At 44.7% G+C, this 18,954-nt stretch carries 18 protein-coding genes and 1 riboswitch; of the genes, 9 read left to right on the forward strand and 9 right to left on the reverse strand.

Annotated features, from left to right (window positions below):
* Positions 1 to 13: 13 nt before the first annotated feature.
* Positions 14 to 718, reverse strand: a complete 705-nt coding sequence (locus tag AADZ70_RS09790; protein WP_342006975.1) for a thioesterase domain-containing protein — start codon at positions 716 to 718, stop codon at positions 14 to 16.
* 266 nt (positions 719 to 984) lie between these two features.
* Here AADZ70_RS09790 and AADZ70_RS09795 point away from each other — a divergent pair, with 266 nt between their 5' ends.
* From AADZ70_RS09795 to AADZ70_RS09810, 4 genes are all read left to right on the forward strand, one after another.
* Positions 985 to 2,652, forward strand: coding sequence for an MFS transporter (locus tag AADZ70_RS09795; RefSeq protein ID WP_342006976.1), 1,668 nt, complete (start codon positions 985 to 987; stop codon positions 2,650 to 2,652).
* Positions 2,653 to 2,738: 86 nt separating this feature from the next.
* The gene (locus AADZ70_RS09800; protein WP_342006977.1) at positions 2,739 to 3,707 is read left to right on the forward strand and encodes a TIGR01212 family radical SAM protein; all 969 of its coding nucleotides are present in this window, start codon (positions 2,739 to 2,741) and stop codon (positions 3,705 to 3,707) included.
* Complete coding sequence (locus AADZ70_RS09805; protein WP_326352368.1) at positions 3,704 to 4,285, forward strand: class I SAM-dependent methyltransferase; 582 nt, start codon at positions 3,704 to 3,706, stop codon at positions 4,283 to 4,285. Before AADZ70_RS09800 ends, AADZ70_RS09805 begins: the two co-directional genes overlap by 4 nt.
* Before the next feature lie 127 nt (positions 4,286 to 4,412).
* Positions 4,413 to 4,607, forward strand: coding sequence for a hypothetical protein (locus AADZ70_RS09810; RefSeq protein ID WP_095241463.1), 195 nt, complete (start codon positions 4,413 to 4,415; stop codon positions 4,605 to 4,607).
* 19 nt (positions 4,608 to 4,626) lie between these two features.
* Here AADZ70_RS09810 and AADZ70_RS09815 read toward each other — a convergent pair whose 3' ends face one another.
* The 3 genes from AADZ70_RS09815 to AADZ70_RS09825 form a co-directional block, all read right to left on the reverse strand.
* Complete coding sequence (locus tag AADZ70_RS09815; RefSeq protein ID WP_342006978.1) at positions 4,627 to 5,433, reverse strand: glycerophosphodiester phosphodiesterase family protein; 807 nt, start codon at positions 5,431 to 5,433, stop codon at positions 4,627 to 4,629.
* Between the two features lie 92 nt (positions 5,434 to 5,525).
* Positions 5,526 to 6,605: a tetraprenyl-beta-curcumene synthase family protein gene (locus AADZ70_RS09820; RefSeq protein WP_029575344.1), complete on the reverse strand. Its 1,080-nt coding sequence runs from the start codon at positions 6,603 to 6,605 to the stop codon at positions 5,526 to 5,528.
* Positions 6,606 to 6,625: 20 nt separating this feature from the next.
* The gene (locus AADZ70_RS09825) at positions 6,626 to 7,405 is read right to left on the reverse strand and encodes an alpha/beta hydrolase (RefSeq protein ID WP_049627221.1); all 780 of its coding nucleotides are present in this window, start codon (positions 7,403 to 7,405) and stop codon (positions 6,626 to 6,628) included.
* Between the two features lie 46 nt (positions 7,406 to 7,451).
* Here AADZ70_RS09825 and AADZ70_RS09830 point away from each other — a divergent pair, with 46 nt between their 5' ends.
* Positions 7,452 to 7,967: a gamma carbonic anhydrase family protein gene (locus AADZ70_RS09830; RefSeq protein ID WP_342008055.1), complete on the forward strand. Its 516-nt coding sequence runs from the start codon at positions 7,452 to 7,454 to the stop codon at positions 7,965 to 7,967.
* A gap of 175 nt (positions 7,968 to 8,142) precedes the next feature.
* Here the strand turns inward: AADZ70_RS09830 and alaP are convergent, their stop codons facing one another.
* The 3 genes from alaP to metK all read right to left on the reverse strand — a co-directional run bounded on the left by alaP (position 8,143) and on the right by metK (position 12,991).
* Positions 8,143 to 9,546: an alanine permease AlaP gene (gene alaP / locus AADZ70_RS09835; RefSeq protein ID WP_342006979.1), complete on the reverse strand. Its 1,404-nt coding sequence runs from the start codon at positions 9,544 to 9,546 to the stop codon at positions 8,143 to 8,145.
* Positions 9,547 to 9,746: 200 nt separating this feature from the next.
* Entirely contained in the window at positions 9,747 to 11,645 is a 1,899-nt protein-coding gene (asnB, locus tag AADZ70_RS09840) for an asparagine synthase (glutamine-hydrolyzing) (RefSeq protein ID WP_016938486.1), read from the reverse strand.
* A 143-nt stretch (positions 11,646 to 11,788) separates the two neighbouring features.
* The gene (gene metK / locus AADZ70_RS09845; protein WP_016938485.1) at positions 11,789 to 12,991 is read right to left on the reverse strand and encodes a methionine adenosyltransferase; all 1,203 of its coding nucleotides are present in this window, start codon (positions 12,989 to 12,991) and stop codon (positions 11,789 to 11,791) included.
* A gap of 169 nt (positions 12,992 to 13,160) precedes the next feature.
* A riboswitch (SAM riboswitch) is annotated at positions 13,161 to 13,299 on the reverse strand.
* Positions 13,300 to 13,496: 197 nt separating this feature from the next.
* On the opposite strand from metK, the gene pckA reads away from it, so the two are divergent.
* Positions 13,497 to 15,080, forward strand: coding sequence for a phosphoenolpyruvate carboxykinase (ATP) (gene pckA / locus AADZ70_RS09850; protein ID WP_049627222.1), 1,584 nt, complete (start codon positions 13,497 to 13,499; stop codon positions 15,078 to 15,080).
* A gap of 42 nt (positions 15,081 to 15,122) precedes the next feature.
* Here pckA and AADZ70_RS09855 read toward each other — a convergent pair whose 3' ends face one another.
* Both AADZ70_RS09855 and AADZ70_RS09860 read right to left on the reverse strand, forming a co-directional pair.
* Complete coding sequence (locus AADZ70_RS09855; protein WP_013353269.1) at positions 15,123 to 15,365, reverse strand: DUF2584 domain-containing protein; 243 nt, start codon at positions 15,363 to 15,365, stop codon at positions 15,123 to 15,125.
* Positions 15,366 to 15,422: 57 nt separating this feature from the next.
* Positions 15,423 to 16,196: a prolyl oligopeptidase family serine peptidase gene (locus tag AADZ70_RS09860; RefSeq protein ID WP_016938483.1), complete on the reverse strand. Its 774-nt coding sequence runs from the start codon at positions 16,194 to 16,196 to the stop codon at positions 15,423 to 15,425.
* Between the two features lie 166 nt (positions 16,197 to 16,362).
* Between AADZ70_RS09860 and AADZ70_RS09865 the strand changes: the two genes are divergently transcribed.
* Genes AADZ70_RS09865 through AADZ70_RS09875 form a run of 3 tightly spaced genes read left to right on the forward strand, consistent with a single transcriptional unit; the run spans position 16,363 to position 18,921 of the window.
* Positions 16,363 to 17,340, forward strand: coding sequence for an ABC transporter substrate-binding protein (locus AADZ70_RS09865; RefSeq protein ID WP_342008056.1), 978 nt, complete (start codon positions 16,363 to 16,365; stop codon positions 17,338 to 17,340).
* An 11-nt stretch (positions 17,341 to 17,351) separates the two neighbouring features.
* Positions 17,352 to 18,134, forward strand: coding sequence for an ABC transporter ATP-binding protein (locus AADZ70_RS09870; protein ID WP_016938481.1), 783 nt, complete (start codon positions 17,352 to 17,354; stop codon positions 18,132 to 18,134).
* Positions 18,109 to 18,921: an ABC transporter permease gene (locus tag AADZ70_RS09875; RefSeq protein ID WP_016938480.1), complete on the forward strand. Its 813-nt coding sequence runs from the start codon at positions 18,109 to 18,111 to the stop codon at positions 18,919 to 18,921. Before AADZ70_RS09870 ends, AADZ70_RS09875 begins: the two co-directional genes overlap by 26 nt.
* The last annotated feature ends 33 nt before the right edge of the window (positions 18,922 to 18,954 follow it).

Raw genomic sequence — 18,954 nt, forward strand, 5'->3', positions numbered from 1 at the left:
AAAACCTCCATACTTAAACTAATAATTTATCTTTAATAATTGATATAACTTCTGTAACGGATTCATTAATAAAGAAATGCCCTCCGTTAATCTGGTATACGTCAACCTCCTTATCTGAATATTCTTTCCACCCTTCAACTTCTCTTATAGTTAATGATTCATCAAACTTGCCTGTTAAAACAGTTAATGTAACATTTGATAATTTTTTTTTGATGTTGTGGTTGTAACTTTCTATTAGTTTATAATCATTTCTTATTACTGGCAGAAATAGTTTCATTAGTTCATAATTCTCCATAAGATCCTTGGGAATCCCCCCTAATTTGTTTAACCATTGAATAACTTGTTTATCAGGAAGACCGCTTATAAATGTTTCCTTAGTTAAATAAGGTGCGCCTTTGCCAGATACAAATAAATGCTGAGGAAGATTATCTGTAAGTTTCATTAATTTAAGTATTACTTCATACGATATATATGCACCCATACTATGGCCGTAAATTGCATAGCACTTATTATCACACTTTCTTAATATTAATTCTGTAATATCATCTATAGCCTGATCTATTGTTTTGTAGGGCTTTTCAGAAAATCTAGAACCTCTTCCTGCTAGCTCCACAGGTATTAGTTCAATTTCTGGCCCAACTGAGTTACTCCATTCACTATAAATACTTGACAATCCTCCAGCATGCGGAATGCAAAAAAGTTTAATTGGATAGGTCATTAGCTCCTCCTTTTTCAAAAAAACCCATGAAAAACCAACTTTTAAATAATAATAAGGAATTATTGTCTATTTGTAAAGTATTAATTTGGAATTTTAATAGATTTAAAGTAACGGTTATCTTAATAAAGTTTGTTATTTTATAATATATTGGATCCAAAAACCATATTATGAATAATATTGACACCAATGATTTTTTTTCTTATTATGTTTTTAGACATATGTCAAAGTTTTTATTAGATTGTTTTCTAAAAGGAGCTGTATGTATATTGAATTTCAAAAAATTAATTATGTTATCTGCATTATTATTAGGTACATTCATTTCGGTAATGGACACCACTATAGTAAATATAGCCTTACCTAAGATGCTGGATTATTTTTCAAGCAACCTTTCTCAAGTAGCTTGGGTGGCTACAGGTTATACTTTAGCTTTTGCAGTATTATTAGTAGGTGCCTCAAAACTGGCAGACCATTTTGGAAGAAAAAAAGCTTTTATATTTGGATTAGCACTTTTTATTTTGACATCGGTTATTGCCTGTTTGAGCACTTCAATTGAAATGCTTATCACAATTAGAGTGATTCAGGGATTATCTGCTGCTTTCATTGTGCCAGTTACAATGCCTATTGCTTTGGCCATCGTTCCTCCAAATAAAAAAGGATTGATCATTGGAGTTTGGGGGGCTTTCTCAGGATTAGCAGCTACTTTAGGACCTGTTCTTGGAGGATTATTAACTGAAAATTTTAATTGGCAAGCTATCTTCTTCATAAATATTCCTTTAGGTCTGATTTCTCTTTTTTTAGCAGCATTTTTTATTACTGAGAGTTACGATGAGACAGTAAGTAAAAAAATTGATTATATTGGAATTATTATTTTATCCGGAGCTCTTTTCTGTTTAACCTTTGGTTTTGCAAAAGTATCTGACTTAGGCTGGTCATCATCATTAATTATCACTCTATTTGTAATCTCTGTATTATTATTCTGTTTGTTTTTCTTTATTGAATCTAAAATTAAACACCCGATGATTCCCTTATCCATGCTGAAGATACGTACGTTTAGTTTCAGTTCTTTCACCCTCTTTATGCAAGGCCTTGGATTAACAAGCGGTACCCTTATTATTACTTTACTCCTCACGAATTTAATGGGGAAAACTGAATTAGAAGCAGGGTTAATTGTTTCTACATTAGCTCTATCATCTATGTTTACCTCTGTCCTTTCCGGAAAGCTATCTGATAAACTCGGGGGCATTTGGCTTTCGGGCTTAGGAATGCTCGGTTTAACAATCACAACATATTTATATGGATACATACGATACGACAGTTCTATAACAACAGTAATTATTCTATTATGTCTGACCGGCTTAGCCTTAGGGCTTGTAATAGGTCCGGCTATGAGTTCAGGGATACGACTTATTCCTCCTGAAAAAGTAGGAATTGCTTCTGGTATTCTTAATATGATGAGAACAGTTGGTCAGGCACTAGGCATCGCGATACTTACATCTGTGCTTACAATGAATATAAATGATCAGACAGTTTCCGCCAAAAAAGAAGCCATTAAAATTGTAGAAAACAACCAGGTTTTTGATAAGAATGCAAAAAAAGAAATAATAACCCATTTAAAGCATTCTGACGGTAAAGGTTTCGATCGGAAAAAAAGTATTGCAGAATTAAACAAAAAAGAGGATGAAATTCTCTCAGTAACTCCTGACCCATATAAGGAAAAAGTTCAAAGAAGCTTCGATATTCAAAAGAAGGAAGTTATCGCCCTCCAGAAAAAAATTTCAAATATATATAATGAAAAAATAAGTGACAGTTTTAATATTACTTTCAAAGCAGGCGGTTTAATTCTTATATTAGGAATTATTTTTGCACTGTTCAGTGATATATCTCCAAAAAGATTAAAACAACAACAGAAAAGCCAGGTAGATATTACGTCTTGACCGTTCCATAATTGTTTCATTGTTCCTCTCTGTCATTCATGCTACAATTTTAGGATGCATCTGATGTGAGGGAGGCTTTTTGAACATTGAACGAGAATAACCCTTTTCCTTATTCAAATACGGAAAAACGGTACCATACATTAAATTATCATCTGCGGGAGCATTTCGGACATAAAGTGTTTAAAGTCGCGCTTGACGGCGGTTTTGACTGTCCGAATCGGGACGGCACGGTCGCACACGGCGGCTGCACGTTCTGCAGCGCTGCGGGCTCCGGCGATTTTGCCGGCAATCGGGCCGATGACTTAATCACGCAATTTCACGATATCAAAAACCGCATGCACGAAAAGTGGAAAGACGGCAAATATATCGCCTATTTTCAAGCGTTCACGAATACGCATGCTCCGGTAGAGGAGCTGCGTGAGAAATTTGAATCCGTACTCAAGCTTGACGGCGTTGTCGGCATGTCTATCGCAACCCGTCCGGACTGCCTGCCCGATGATGTGGTGGAATATTTAGCCGAACTGAATGAGCGGACATATTTGTGGGTTGAGCTCGGGCTGCAGACCGTACATGAGCGGACCGCCCTTCTGATCAACCGCGCCCATGATTTTGACTGCTATGTTGAGGGCGTCAATAAGCTGAGAAAACACGGCATCCGCGTTTGTTCCCATATCATTAACGGGCTTCCGCTCGAAAACAGGGACATGATGATGGACACGGCCAAAGCGGTTGCCGATTTGGATGTTCAAGGCATTAAAATTCACCTGCTTCATTTATTAAAAGGCACACCGATGGTGAAGCAGTATGAAAAAGGAAAGCTTGAATTCCTTTCTCAGGAAGAATATGTCCAGCTTGTATGTGATCAGCTCGAAATCATTCCCCCGGAAATGATCGTTCACCGCATTACGGGAGACGGGCCGATTGAATTAATGGTCGGGCCGATGTGGAGCGTCAACAAGTGGGAAGTACTGGGCGCCATTCAAAAAGAGCTGGAAGCACGGGGAAGCTATCAAGGAAAGCATTTCAGGAAAATCGGGGAGGAGACTGCCCTATGACCTTGATGCATATCCTCCCTTTCAGTAAAGAATTGCTGAAGTCAGCCGCTCAAGAAGGAGATATCACGGTTGACGCGACGATGGGCAACGGACATGATACATATTTTCTGGCAGGCCTTGTCGGTGAGACAGGACATGTTCATGCCTTCGATATTCAAGCGGACGCACTCGCCAAAACGAAGGAGCGGCTCGGTGCCGCCTTCAGCCCGCGCGTCACGCTTCACCATAAGAGCCATGATCAAATCAAGGCCGCTCTGCCCAAGGAAGCGCACGGGCATGTGGCTTGTGCGGTGTTTAATCTCGGCTATCTGCCCGGCGGCGATAAAAGCATTACGACAAACGGCCGTTCTACCATTTCTGCCATCGAACAGCTCCTTGAACTGCTGAAGGAAAACGGGCTGATCGTTCTCGTTGTGTACCACGGGCATCCTGAAGGCAAGACGGAAAAGAATGCGCTTCTAAAGTATTGCGAAAACCTAGATCAGGAAAAGGCGCGCGTGCTGAGCTACGGCTTTCTCAATCAGCGAAACGATCCGCCGTTTATTATAGCGATTGAAAAGAAATCTGCCGCCAAATAAAGAATCGGCCTGTCATAAGCGGGCCGATTCTTTTTGTGAATGGTGTTTACATTTTTTCGAAAGTCCCTTACCATGAATAATGGAAAAAAGTACATGTTTAAATGTAACATCCGGGAGGAGCAGCAGTTTGAATATTCTTCGCATCATATTTTCCAGTGTTCCCTATGTCATGTTCGTCATCATCTTATCAAGACATTTAGGATTTGAGTTCGCAAAAACCTATTATTGGTGGTTTGCCGCATTTTTCGTCATCGGGCTGATCGGCAAATTTGCAATGCACCTTGCGGCAAAAAAGAAAACATTAAAAAAAGAGACAGCGTAAATTGCATGTCTCTTTTTATTTACTGCTTTTGCAGCACGTTACGTGTATACGCAGGATTATTTGTAAATACCCCATCTACTTTTTGTTTCAGCATAATCGGCGTCAGCGCCCGCTCATCTTCCTTATCAAAAAAGACGTGAACCTTCATCTTATTGTGGTGGATACGTTTGACGGCGGCTTCATTTGTTAATTTAGCATTAAGACCGACTGTATCAGCATATGTTCTGATGGCTTGCAGCTGCTTATCATTTATGTTCTCAGCCTCTTTATCTTTTAATAACCGAACAAGAGGAACGCTTTTATTCATAGATCGAACTTTCTTTAAGCTCTTCTCGCTAAAGGATTCAATGACTGCTTTATGACTGGAAATCAGCTTATATTTTTGTAATATGTCAATCAGCTTCTTTTCCATTACCAAGCTGCCGTTGCTTTCTCTTGTCTCAATATAGTAATTGGCAGTTTGTCCGAATTTTTCTATGATTTCTTCAATCGTTAAAATCTTTTCTCCTTTTCCGGCATTCAGTTTTTTGACCTCAGCCAAAGACAGATCCTCTGTCAAACCTTTACCATCAGTTGTCCGATCGACTGTTTTATCATGAATTGCAATCAGATGGCCGTCCTTTGTCACTCTTAAGTCTATCTCAATATAGTCTGCTTTGTCTTTAATGGCACGTGCATAGGATAAAGCGGTATGTTCCGGTTCAATCGCAGAAGAGCCCCTGTGAGCTATTAATACGGGATGATAGCCGGCGGAAGCATGTATGACGGAGCAGCCGGCCGTCATGGAAATTAATCCTATGATGACTAAATACTTTAATTTTTTCATAAAATTAAAGTATCATATTATGCCTGCGCAAACAATGTTTCATTCTAAGAATAAAAAAACCGCGCCTTCATGAGAAAGGCGCAGTTCACCCATTATGAACTTTTCGTCCAAGCCATCTTCTGAAATTTGCGGTAGGCTCTTCCGTTGATATAAAAGAAAAATGACGTTTTTCCGCTTGCTCTGATCAGCTTTCGCGCGAGGCGGCCCATTTCTTTTTGGCTGGCGACTTTGTCATCGGATAAATAGACGCCGAGCAGCCCCCTGTTAATCAGCCGGTGAAAGTTTTCATGCGGAATGCCGTGCAGATGTTCATCCGCTTTTTCAATAAAATGCTTCAGTCTCTGCATCATTTCTTCATGAGACTGATAATACGTACAGAAATTCAAATCGCCTTCAAGCAGATCCTCTTCCTGGTCAATTAAATAATCGAGCAGAATGTGCAAGCCTTGTATGTACGGAAAATAACTGCTGCGGATTTTCTCAGCGGTATGTTCGTTAAAATCAGGCTGGAATGAATAAGCAACGAGACAGAAAATGCCTAATGTCGATCCGGCGCAGGCCGAAAATTCAAACCATTCCATTTCCGGAAGCTTTGACTGATACTGCTCAAACCAGGCTTTAAGCCTCGGAACGCGTTCATGTTCTACGACATGCTTATGAACCTGAAGATCGCAATAATAATCGCACAGCTCAAGCAGATACGGTTTAATAAGGCTGTAATGTTCTATTGACCCAAGCACCCGCTGGCATGTTTTGACCAGCTCATGAAGATAACCGCCGTCATCCTGCTCCTCTCTGTACTGATAGTACGGCTGCACCTCTGCACCGACCGTCAGCGCGTCACGCATGGAAAGGTGAAGCATGCGGAAATCCTCCGGGTCAAGCGATGTGCTGCGGTCGCACAGATTGTCCAGATAATCACTGATCGTCTGATACGCAATGATAAATTGCACGCACTTCTCTTTTTGCTCTCCCGACAGCAGTGCTAAAATGCCGCCGCCTTCACAATGAAACGATTTATCACGGATACTTGCGGCCGCCTGCTGCCGCAGCTCGGTATTTTTAATGGAATCTGATTTTTCCCGCCACATATTCAATTCCTGATGAACGAGCGGAAAAATTTCCCGATACACTTTTGCCATAAGGTTAAAAGGATGTTCCGGTACTGTCAACATATGCACCTCCAGCGAATTCAAATATACTGATCTGTAAAGGCTTTCGCCGCCTTAAACACAGCTTCTCTTTCCGGTTCATTGAAAATTTCATGATAAAGCCCTTCCCACTCCCGGTAAGACTTATTATGGGAAGCCACACCGGAAAACCATTTGCGGACTTTCATTTTATCGACGATTTTGTCATCACCGCCCTGCATAAGCAAAAGCGGCACCTTTAAAAACGCATCAGTCGGCACCATAGCAGCGTCAATCGTTTTTATAAGCTCTCTGTACCATCTTACAGATACTTTCGTGACATATAAAGAATCGTTTTGATCCGCTTCAATCATATCCGCATTCCTCGTCGCCATATCAGGCGATAAACCGGAGTCCACTCTGATGGACGGAGCGAGGACATTCAGCCCTTTAGACGCAAAATCAAGCACTTTATTGACTTTTATTTGCAGCCCGAGACAAGGTGATGATAAAATGAGTGCCGTAATGCGGGGATTTCTCTGCTGCTTAAACCATTCTATCGCAATCAGTCCGCCCATGCTGTGGCCCAAAAGGAAAACGGGTGCTTCAAGCGTTCTCGCTTGATCAATCCATATATCTACTTCATCAATGTATTCTTGGAAAGAGCGAATATGCCCTCTGGCGCGGGTGGATGTTCCCTGACCCGGCAAATCGCCCATCACCACGTTATATCCGGAAGATCTCCACATTTCAACGAGCCATTTATAACGCCCGTGATATTCGCTTGCCCCGTGGATGATGACAATGGTACCGACGGGCCTGTCTGCTTTCCAAGTCCACATGCAGTTCACCTCTTACATAAATTTAAAGAAAGAAGGATGAGACATGATAATCTACCCTTATAAACAATTTACGCCGGATATACATCCTGATGCGTTTATTGCGGATAACGCCGTCATTACGGGTGACGTCGTGATCGGAGAACAATCAAGCATTTGGTTCTCAGCCGTCATCCGCGGGGATGTTGCGCCGACAAGGATCGGAAAAAGAGTCAGCATACAAGACTTGAGCTGTCTGCATCAAAGTCCCGGGCTCCCGCTTCTTATTGAAGATGACGTCACGATCGGCCATCAGGTTACACTGCACAGCGCAGTCATCAGAAAGAATGCTTTAATCGGTATGGGCTCCGTCATTCTGGACGGGGCGGAAATCGGAGAAGGCGCGTTTATCGGCGCCGGAAGTCTCGTTCCTCCGGGCAAAACCATTCCTCCCGGCTGTCTTGCGTTCGGCCGGCCCGCAAAGGTCATCCGCCGGCTGACAGAAGAAGACATACGGGACATGGAGAGAATCAGATCAGAATATGTTGAAAAAGGCCGATACTATAAAACACTGCAAGAGAAATAAAAAAGATCAGCTTTGTTTTACTACTGTACCATTTTTCAAAATATTATTTAAGTAATAACCATTTGCGTTCCGCTGATTGTCAGGAAACAGTAGCAAAATGTTCAGGAATTTGTTTTATTCTTCCCCCTTTTACCCGATCCTATGAAAAAAGAGCCCATTTCAGCGGGCTCTTTTTTTACGCTTTTTCGGCGAATGTCTGTCCATTTTCCAGGTTTATGTGTTTTCTTTTGTGGAAGCCTTTCCCGTAATAGGCTGCTAATAAAATGCCGAACCAGGCAGGGCCGATGATGACAGCCACCCTGGTTTCTGCATCAAAAGCCATCAGCACAACGACAAATGCGAGAAAAGCCAGTGAGATGTATGAGGAAAAAGGGTATAAAGGCATTTTATATTTTAGTTTTTTCCGTTCTTCCGGCTGTAAACTTTTACGGTATTTCATTTGGGAAAGCAAAATAATCGCCCATGTCCAAATTGCTCCGAACGTCGCAATGCTTGTCACCCACGTAAACACTTTCGCCGGCACCACGTAGTTCAGCAGAACGCCGATGCATAACGCACCCGCTGAAACCAATACCGCTTTTCCCGGCACGCCGCCTTTTGTGACCGTGCCATAGGCTTTTGGGGCTTCATTTTGCTCCGCGAGATTAAACAGCATGCGTCCCGTGCTGAAGATTCCGCTGTTGCAGGAAGAAAGAGCCGCTGTCAAAACGACAAAATTAATGATTCCGGCTGCTGCGGGAATTCCGATTTTTTCAAATGTCAAAACAAACGGACTTCCGCCTGAACCGATTTCCTGCCACGGATAAATTGACATAATGACAAATAAAGCTCCGACGTAAAAAATGAGAATGCGCCAAAAAACAGTATCAATGGCCCGCGCCAATGATTTTTCCGGATTTTTGACCTCACCGGCTGTGACACCGATCAGCTCAATTCCGAGATATGCAAACATGACCATCTGCAGCGACAGCAGCACCCCTTTAATCCCATTCGGGAAAAAGCCGCCGTTGCTCCATAAATTGCTGATTCCAAGCGCGACGCCTCCGTTTCCGAGACCGAATACGATCATCACCAGACCGATCGCAATCATTGACAGAATCGCCAAGACTTTAATGAGTGCAAACCAGAATTCAAGTTCACCATACGCTTTGACCGCCAGAAAGTTGACAGCTGTCATAATGACGAGTGCACAAAGCGCCCAGATCCATGACGGCACGTCAGGGAACCAGTAGCCCATATAAATGCCGACCGCGGTGATTTCCGCCATACAGGTCACGACCCATAAAAACCAATAATTCCAGCCTGTTAAAAAACCGGCCAGCGGCCCGAGATAATCTCTTGCATAGCGGCTGAATGAGCCGGCAACAGGCTTTTGAATCGCCATTTCCCCTAATGCCCGCATAATAAAAAACATAATCAGCCCGCTGCAGGCGTAAGCGGCTAAAATCCCCGGTCCTGCAAGCTTTATGGCAGAAGCTGACCCGAGAAACAGTCCGACCCCTATCGCGGCGCCCAAAGACATAAGCGAGATATGCCTCTCTTCCAAACCGCGGTGAAGCGTTTTTCCTTTGTTTTGCATAACTCTCCCCCCTGATTTTGACAGAAAAGTAACAAACCGAGACGAAATAGCCAGAAAGCACTTTCCGGCATCTGCCCGATTAGTCCTATTATAACCTTTTTCTGAATATTGCGTAATACTTTACTGAAAACATAGCGGAATAGACGGTTTGCATAAAACAATAGAAAAAAGGCTTTCGATAACATCGAAAGCCTTTTGGATTAAACGAAAATGACTTCTTTCGGCTGATGATTCAGCTCTTCCGGCACCAGTCTTTTTTCGACATTGATGCTGTGCCAGATCATGAAGATCAGCACGGTCCAGATTTTGCGGCTGTTGTCCGCTCTGTCTGCGCAATGATCTTCCAGAAGCTGAAGGACATAATCCTTTTCAATATAAGCGTCTGTTTCACTTTCACGAATGATGTTGCGCACCCATTCGTTCATTTCATTTTTCAGCCAGTGGCGGATCGGCACAGGGAAACCGAGTTTTTTGCGGTTCAGCACATGATCAGGCACAACTCCTTCAGCGGCTTTACGCAGAAGGTATTTCGTCGTACCGTTTTTCGTTTTCAGTTCATCCGGAATTTTAGATGCCACGTCAAACACGACTTTATCAAGGAACGGCACGCGCAGCTCCAATGAATTGGCCATCGTCATTTTGTCAGCCTTTAACAGGATATCGCCGCGCATCCACGTGTGAATGTCAACATACTGCATTTTATTAATGTCGCTGTATGAACGGCTTTCCGTAAAGTACGGCTTCGTAACATCACGGTATGAAAGCTCTGGGTTGTAATGTTTGAGCAGCTGTTTTTTCACTGGCTCTTCAAAAATCTTCGCATTCCCGATATAACGGTCCTCAAGCGGTGTGCAGCCGCGGACTAAGAGGCTTTTTCCTCTCATTCCCTCGGGCATGACGGACGCCACATGAAGAAGCATTTTTTTCAGACCGGACGGAATGCGTTCAAACGGTTTAAGAGACAGCGGTTCGCGGTAAATATTGTACCCGCCGAACAGCTCGTCCGCGCCTTCCCCGGATAATGCGACCGTTACATGCTTTTTCGCTTCTTTCGCGACAAAATACAAAGGAATCGCCGCCGGATCTGCAAGCGGGTCATCAAAGTGCCAGACGATTTTCGGAAGCTCGTTCATATACTCCTCAGGAGAAATGACTTTGCTGATATTTTCAATCCCGAGCGCGGCAGCTGTTTCCTTCGCTACGTCAACCTCACTGAAGCCCTGCTGTTCAAAGCCGACAGAAAATGTTTTAAGGTTCGGGTGAAATTCTTTCGCAACTGAGACGATAAAAGAAGAGTCGATGCCGCCGGATAGAAACGAACCGACAGGAACGTCACTTCTCATGTGGACTTTGACAGAGTCAAAGATTGCGTCTCTGACTTCTTTCACCAATTTATCTTCATCGGACTGAACAGGCTTAAAGTTCGCTTTGAAATACGTTTTAAACGCGATTTCGCCTTCCGGGCGGATCGTAAACTGGCTGCCCGGCTCGACTTTTTTCACTTCAGCGTCAAGCGTGCTCGGTTCAGGGACGAATTGGAAAGACATATATTGCTGTAAAGAAGCTTTATCGAGATCAATACCGTTTTGAGCGGCCATTAAACTTTTTCTTTCAGATGCAAAATACACTTTGTCCCCGATGGTTGTGTAATACAGCGGTTTAATGCCGAACGGGTCTCTCGCGCCGTACATGACACGGTCAGTTTTGTTCCAGATTAAAAACGCAAACATTCCGCGAAGCTTTGAAGCAGCTTCTTCTTTATAATGACGGTATGTCGCAAGGAGCACCTCTGTATCGGAATCTGTATTGAAAGTGTAGCCTTTCGCTTCAAGCTCTTCTCTCAATTCAATGTAGTTATAGATTTCGCCGTTAAAAATGATCCAATATTTCTCATCTTCATATGATAAAGGCTGTCCGCCGTTTTCTACGTCAATAATACTGAGCCGTCTGAAGCCGAATCCGACGTGCTCATCATGATAATACCCATCGCTGTCAGGACCGCGGTGAACGATCATTTGGTTCATTTGTTTGATTAGCTCTTCTTGATCTGCGGTTTGAGTTAATGGATGCTTATTAAAAACACCGACAAATCCACACATAGTATAGCCTCCATAAGTGTAATTTTCTAATTGAACCCCCTTTTTATAGACGCTTTGTTACGCCATTGGTTTCACGCTATGTAAAAAATAAGCATGGCAGCATCTGCAAAAAGGGAAAGCCGCTTAAATAAGCGGCTATAAAATTATTCTCCTAGTGCTTCTTTGCGAAGCGCATCCGCCTTGTCAGTACGCTCCCAAGGAAGATCCACATCGTGACGTCCGAAGTGGCCGTAAGCGGCAGTCTGTTTATAGATCGGACGGCGCAAATCAAGCATTTTAATAATGCCGGCAGGTCTCAGGTCGAAGTTATTCCGTACGACTTCGATCAGTTTCTCTTCAGAAGCTTTTCCTGTATCAAATGTATTGATGGAAATAGATACAGGCTGCGCCACGCCGATTGCGTATGCAAGCTGCACTTCACAAGAATCAGCAAGTCCTGCAGCCACGATGTTTTTCGCTACGTATCTCGCAGCGTAAGCCGCTGAACGGTCTACTTTCGTCGCATCCTTACCGGAGAATGCACCGCCGCCGTGGCGTGCATATCCGCCGTATGTGTCAACGATGATTTTACGGCCGGTAAGTCCCGCATCGCCTTGAGGACCGCCGATTACGAAACGTCCCGTAGGGTTGATGAAGTATTTTGTTTCGTCATCAATCAGTTCCTCAGGCACGACAGGGTTAATGACATGCTCTTTCAGATTGCGCTGAATCTGCTCAAGCGTAATTTCCGGATGGTGCTGAGTTGAGATGACGATCGCATCGATGCGGACCGGCTTATTGTTTTCATCATATTCAACGGTAACTTGCGTTTTTCCGTCAGGGCGAAGGTACGGAAGAATGTCTTCTTTGCGGACTTCGCTCAAACGGCGGGCCAATTTATGCGCCAAAGAGATCGGAAGCGGCATAAGCTCTTTCGTTTCGTTACACGCATAACCGAACATCAGACCTTGGTCACCCGCTCCGATAGCTTCGATTTCAGCATCGCTCATTGTGCCTTCACGCGCTTCAAGAGCCTGATCGACACCCATCGCGATATCCGCAGACTGTTCATCAATTGATGTTAAAACAGCGCAAGTCTCCGCATCAAATCCGTATTTTGCCCGTGTGTAGCCGATTTCTTTAATCGTTTCACGGACTGTTTTCGGAATGTCAACGTATGTTGATGTTGTAATCTCTCCGCTTACCAGCACAAGGCCTGTCGTTACAGATGTTTCACAGGCTACGCGCGCGTTCGGGTCTTTTTTTAAAATCTCATCTAAGATGCTGTCAGAAATTTGGTCACAGATTTTATCCGGATGACCCTCAGTAACAGATTCAGATGTAAATAGTCGACGGTTTTTACTCATTCACTTTTCCTCCTGAAAAAAGATCTTTTGAAAGACCTTCTCATATGATACGGAACTCGCTCCCTCTTAATACAATGTCATACTATATCAGAGAATGTTAATTGGCATATTTTATGAAATAAAAAAACCTTTTCCACTCGAGGAAAGGGTTTGGTCTGTGTGCCTTTCACTCTTATCGCTCAAGGAAATATTAAACCTTGCATCAGGTTAGCACCTTGGTTTCCCACAGTGTTTTCACCTGCTTTTTTACAGAGAAACCGGTTGCTGGGCTTCATCGGGCCTGTCCCTCCGCCAGCTCGGGATAAGAGTATCCGCTCAATGAAATATCTTATCGTAAAAGGGCGGAAAGTGTCAATATGAATTAAAGCGATTACGCGCCTTTATTTCAGGAAGCAATGGAAAAACACAAACAAAAAACAATAAACAGTATAGACTATTTTTATATATGTGTTATACTAATTCCACATTCAGCGAAATACAAATAAACCGGCAAAGGAAGGGTTTTATGAAATTAGTTGATTTAACCGCAGATCTTCAAGCACTACTCGCAAGTCCAAATGTGCATCATAATTTATCGGCGCCAAAACTTACCGAAAAAGTGATCACCCGAAATGAAGGCACACTGACATCTACGGGCGCCGTACGCGCCACTACCGGTGCATATACGGGGCGATCACCTAAAGATAAATTTATCGTTCGTGAAAAAAGCACAGAAAATCAAATTGATTGGGGCGCAGTGAACCAGCCCATTTCTGAAGAGGCGTTTGAAAAGCTGTACGCCAAAGTCGTCAGCTACTTAAAACAGAGAGATGAACTGTTTGTTTTTGAAGGATTCGCAGGCGCAGATGAAAAATACAGACTGCCGATTACAGTCGTAAATGAATTTGCATGGCACAACCTGTTCGCGCGCCAGCTGTTTATCAGACCGGAGACGGCTGAAAGGGATCCGGAAGCACAGCCGTTTACCATTCTCTCAGCTCCGCATTTTAAAGCGGATCCGGAGACGGACGGCACGCATTCGGAAACATTTATCATTGTATCTTTCGAAAAGCGCGTCATTTTAATCGGCGGCACCGAATACGCCGGAGAAATGAAAAAATCAATTTTCTCCATTATGAACTTCCTTCTTCCGCAGCAAGATATTCTGCCGATGCACTGCTCAGCCAACGTCGGTGAAAAAGGTGATGTCGCCTTGTTCTTCGGTCTTTCCGGCACGGGGAAAACGACGCTTTCGGCCGATGAGGACCGGAAACTGATCGGCGATGACGAGCACGGCTGGTCAGACTCCGGCGTGTTTAACATTGAAGGCGGATGTTATGCTAAATGTATCAATCTGAGCGAAGAAAAAGAACCGCAGATTTTTCGTGCGATCCGCTTTGGGTCTGTTCTTGAGAATGTTGTGCTTGATGAAAAAACGGGTGAGGCGGATTACGACAATTCCTTCTACACGGAAAACACAAGAGCCGCGTATCCGATTGAGATGATCGGCAATATCGTGCAGCCGAGCATTGCCGGCCATCCGCAGGCGATCGTCTTTTTAACGGCGGACGCGTTCGGGGTGCTCCCTCCGATCAGCAAACTGACGAAGGAACAGGCAATGTATCATTTCTTAAGCGGGTACACAAGCAAACTCGCGGGAACCGAGCGCGGCGTGACATCTCCGCAAACGACTTTCTCCACGTGCTTCGGTTCACCTTTCCTGCCGCTTCCGGCTCACGTCTATGCCGAAATGCTCGGGCATAAAATCGACGAGCACGGCGCTCAAGTCTTCCTGGTCAACACAGGCTGGACCGGCGGAGGGTACGGAGTCGGAGAGCGGATGAAACTTTCGTATACAAGAGCGATGGTAAAAGCCGCAATTGACGGCACGCTTGATCAGACAGATATGACGGCAGACAGCATTTTCGGCCTGCACAGTCCCGTTCACGTTCCGGGCGTTCCGGATGAAGTTCTTCAGCCTGAAAACACATGGAGTGATAAAAAAGCATACAACGAAAAGGCGCTGTTTTTAGCCAATGAGTTTAAAGAAAACTTTAAAAAGTTTTCTCATGCAGACTCGATCGCCAAAGCCGGCGGGCCTCTCGTTTAATCAAAAAAGCCAAGGGCGCTGCTGCCCTCGGCTTTTGTTTTTTCAGTTAGTCGAATGAAGCGAAGTGAGTCTGTATGTAATGCTCGTCCGTCCGTTCGCCCATTCGAGCTTTTGGACTTCGCCGGTCCCGGATTTCTCGCCGTTTTTTGTTTTGCGCACGTCCATCGGAATATCAAGAGGATAAACGCGGTAGCCCTCTTTCTCCAATAAAAAAATATTTTCCTCTATCCGTTTTTCATTGCCTTTTGTCACAATCATTGTATTAAATTCAACAGGCATTCCCAAAATGAAAATCCCCTTTCATTCTCTTTTTCTTTATTATCATATCATAAATCCGTTATCTTACCTTGTCTTCATCCATTCCGCCAGACGCCTGACTATGCGTCTGTTTTCCTGCGGCGGAAAATAATGCGTAAAACCGCTGTAATACCAGGTTTCCACCGGTTTTCCCGCCTCTTTCAGCCTGTCCTCAATCATCCGCGCATGTTCGATCGAAACATTTTCGTCATTCTCGCCATGAATGAGCAGCACAGGCGCTTGAATACGGTCTGCTTTTTCAAACGGCGAGCGCCATCTGTATTCATCCGGCACCTTTTTCGGCGTGCCGCCGATCACCCGCTTCATCATCCGCCGCATATCCTTCCGCTCTTCATAAGTAAGCACCATATCACTCACACCGCCCCAAGAGACGAGCGAAGCCGCCTGATGCCCCATCTCGATCGCAGTCAAAAGCCCCATGATGCCGCCCCGGGAGAACCCGAAAATATGAACCCGGCCTTCCCTGACGTTCGGGTGATCCCGAAGCAGGCGGAAAGCGGAAAACGCGTCCTCTCTGTCCTCTCCCGCAAAATCTTCATTTCCCTCGCCGCCCTGATTGCCTCTGTAATAAGGTGCAAACACGACAAAGCCTTGGGAAGCGAACTGAACGATTCTTCCCGGGCGGACCATGCCGACATTTTTTATGCCGCCGCGCAAATATAAAAAACCGTCGTATGTTCCCGGCGCCGCAGGCTCGGCAAGGAGCCCCTTTACCTTCAGCCCTTCTGACTCATAGCACACCGCAAAGAGCCGGACATGCGGGCTCGGAGACGGAAACCTTCTCTTTTCAACCAGCAAAGCAAATGAGCCTCCTTCATCATCAGTTTTTTTATTCTTTCCCAACCTGAATATGGGCACTCACACATTTTTTATACCCATCATACGATATGTAAAGCAAAAAGGGTTATTTTAACGCTTAATATAAGGAGGTTACAACGTGAACAAATGGCTCAAAACGAGCTGTATCTTTGTCATATGCGCCTTATTCCTGCTCATTCTTCCGGCCTGCAGACAGGAAGAAAGTCTGACAAAGGTGAAGGTGGCGGAAGTCACACACTCCGTCTTCTATACGCCTATGTATGTCGCTGAAGCGAAGGGTTTCTTTAAAAAAGAAGGGCTTCAAGTGTCTCTTCAAACAACATGGGGCGGAGACAAAACGATGACATCGCTTTTGTCAAACGGCTCTGACATCGCGCTGGTCGGTTCTGAAACATCTATTTACGTGGAAGCGCAAGGAGCTAAAGATCCTATCATCAACTTCGCGCAGCTGACGCAGACAGACGGCACTTTTCTCGTGGCGCGGAAGGATGAGACATCATTCAAGTGGGACGATTTAAAAGGAAAAACATTTCTCGGCCAGCGAAAAGGCGGCATGCCTCAAATGGCCGGTGAGTACGTCCTGAAAAAACATCACATACAGCCGAAAAAAGACATCAACCTGATTCAAAACATTGATTTCGCCAACATTTCCAACGCATTTGCATCCGGCACCGGTGATTATGTGCAGCTGTTTGAACCGACGGCATCCCAATTTGAAAAAGAAGGCATCGGCCATATCGTCGCATCCTTCGGAGAAGCTTCAGGCCAAGTGCCTTACACAACTTTTATGGCAAAAGAAAGCTATTTAAAAAACAATGAAAAAACGGCGGAAAAATTCACCCGCGCCATTTACCGCGCCCAGCAATGGGTGGAAAGCCACCCGGCCAAAGACATCGCAAAAACGATTCAAAAGGAATTTGCCGATACCGACCCGGCCATTATTGAAGCATCAATAGAACGCTATAAAAAACAAAAATCATTCTCTTCAGACCCTGTTCTGCAAGAGGATGAATGGGAACAGCTCCAATCAATTATGGATGAAGCCGGAGAGCTCCCGAAACATATTCCGTACAGCAAACTCGTCAACACAACAATCGCCAAAAAAGCCACCTCAGAACAATAGGAGGAACATGAATGTCTTTTTTACAAGTGGATCATGTGACACATACTTATTTCTCGCTGAAAGAAAGAACAACCGCCGTGAAAGATATACATTTTCATATTGAAAAAGGGGATTTCATCTCTTTTCTCGGGCCGAGCGGATGCGGAAAAACCACACTCCTGTCCATTCTGGCCGGCCTTATCGCCCCCGCGCAAGGCCGGGTGCTGATTGAAGGAAGCGTGCCGAACCATAAAGAACACCAAATCGGCTATATGCTTCAGCAGGATTATTTATTTCCTTGGAAATCAATTGAGGAAAACGTCCTGCTCGGTTTACACATTTCCAAAACATTAACAGAAGAAAAAAGGGCTGAAGTTCTCAGCCTTCTGCCTAAACTCGGATTAATCGGCGTCGAAAAAAAATATCCGAAAGAGCTGTCAGGCGGAATGCGGCAGCGGGCGGCACTTGCCAGAACGCTTGCGTCCGACCCGGGACTGCTGCTTCTGGATGAGCCGTTTTCCGCGCTGGACTTTCAAACGAAGCTTTCTTTAGAAAACCTTGTCTTCAAAACATTAAAAGATTTTCAAAAAACCGCCGTGCTCGTCACCCACGATATCGGTGAAGCCATCGCCATGAGCGATACGATCTATTTATTTTCGAATCAGCCGGGCACCATCCATCAAATCTTCACCGTGCCCAAGGAGCTCGCGTCCTTAGATCCATTTGACGCGCGTCAGGACCCGGCCTTTCAGCCGCTGTTTCAAACGATATGGAAGGAGCTGAACTCCCTTGAAAAACAGCAGCGGCACGATTGAACAGCTTCATCAGGAGTTTAAGAAAAAACACCAAAAAGAAAAACGCCGGATCCGTGCGTATCAGGCCGCCATTTTCATCGTATTTTTTGCCGGGTGGGAAATATCGAGCAAGGCAGGCTGGATCGATCAGTTAATCTTCAGCTCACCCTCTGCCGTTTGCCGGCTCTTGGCGGAAAAGATCGCGGACGGATCTCTTGCGGCTCACATCGGCGTTACATTAGGAGAAACCGTTCTGGGCTTTTTGCTCGGCACACTTCTCGGCACATGCCTCGCCGCTCTGTTATGGTGGTCAAACAGGCTCGCCCGTGTGTTAGACCCGTACCTCGTCATTTTAAACGCGATGCCGAAGGTCGCACTCGGGCCGATTCTTATCGTCGCACTCGGGCCGAGTTTCACAAGCATCGTAGCCATGGGTGCAGTCATCAGTGTCATTATCACGACGATCGTCGTCTTTACGGCTTTTCAGGAAGTGGATGAGAATTATATTAAGGTCATGAAAACCTTCGGAGCGAAAAGGCGCATCATATTTAAAGAAGTCATCTTGCCGGCGTGCTCCCCCGCGATTGTTTCTGCGCTTAAAGTGAATGTCGGTTTATCCTGGGTCGGGGTCATTGTCGGCGAATTTCTTGTGTCCGAAAAGGGCCTGGGCTACATGATCATTTACGGCTTCCAAGTCTTCAATTTCACTTTGGTGTTCTTAAGCCTTCTGATCATCGCGGTTTTTGCGACATTGATGTATCAGGGAGTCGAATGGTTAGAAAGAAAATGGACGAAAGGAAAAATATAAAAAAGACCCGTGCGGTATCGCCGGGTCTCCGTT

Source organism: Bacillus sp. YBsi01, assembly GCF_038406745.1.
GTDB classification, from domain to species: Bacteria; Bacillota; Bacilli; order Bacillales; family Bacillaceae; genus Bacillus; species Bacillus siamensis.

Coding starts and splice junctions, on each gene's coding strand:
- AADZ70_RS09870 (WP_016938481.1), top strand. CDS start 17,352: ATGTCTTTTTTACAAGTGGATCATGTGACACATACTTATTTCTCGCTG.
- AADZ70_RS09805 (WP_326352368.1), top strand. CDS start 3,704: ATGACCTTGATGCATATCCTCCCTTTCAGTAAAGAATTGCTGAAGTCA.
- pckA (WP_049627222.1), top strand. CDS start 13,497: ATGAAATTAGTTGATTTAACCGCAGATCTTCAAGCACTACTCGCAAGT.
- metK (WP_016938485.1), bottom strand. CDS start 12,991: ATGAGTAAAAACCGTCGACTATTTACATCTGAATCTGTTACTGAGGGT.
- AADZ70_RS09825 (WP_049627221.1), bottom strand. CDS start 7,405: ATGTGGACTTGGAAAGCAGACAGGCCCGTCGGTACCATTGTCATCATC.
- AADZ70_RS09815 (WP_342006978.1), bottom strand. CDS start 5,433: ATGAAAAAATTAAAGTATTTAGTCATCATAGGATTAATTTCCATGACG.
- AADZ70_RS09790 (WP_342006975.1), bottom strand. CDS start 718: ATGACCTATCCAATTAAACTTTTTTGCATTCCGCATGCTGGAGGATTG.
- asnB (WP_016938486.1), bottom strand. CDS start 11,645: ATGTGTGGATTTGTCGGTGTTTTTAATAAGCATCCATTAACTCAAACC.
- alaP (WP_342006979.1), bottom strand. CDS start 9,546: ATGCAAAACAAAGGAAAAACGCTTCACCGCGGTTTGGAAGAGAGGCAT.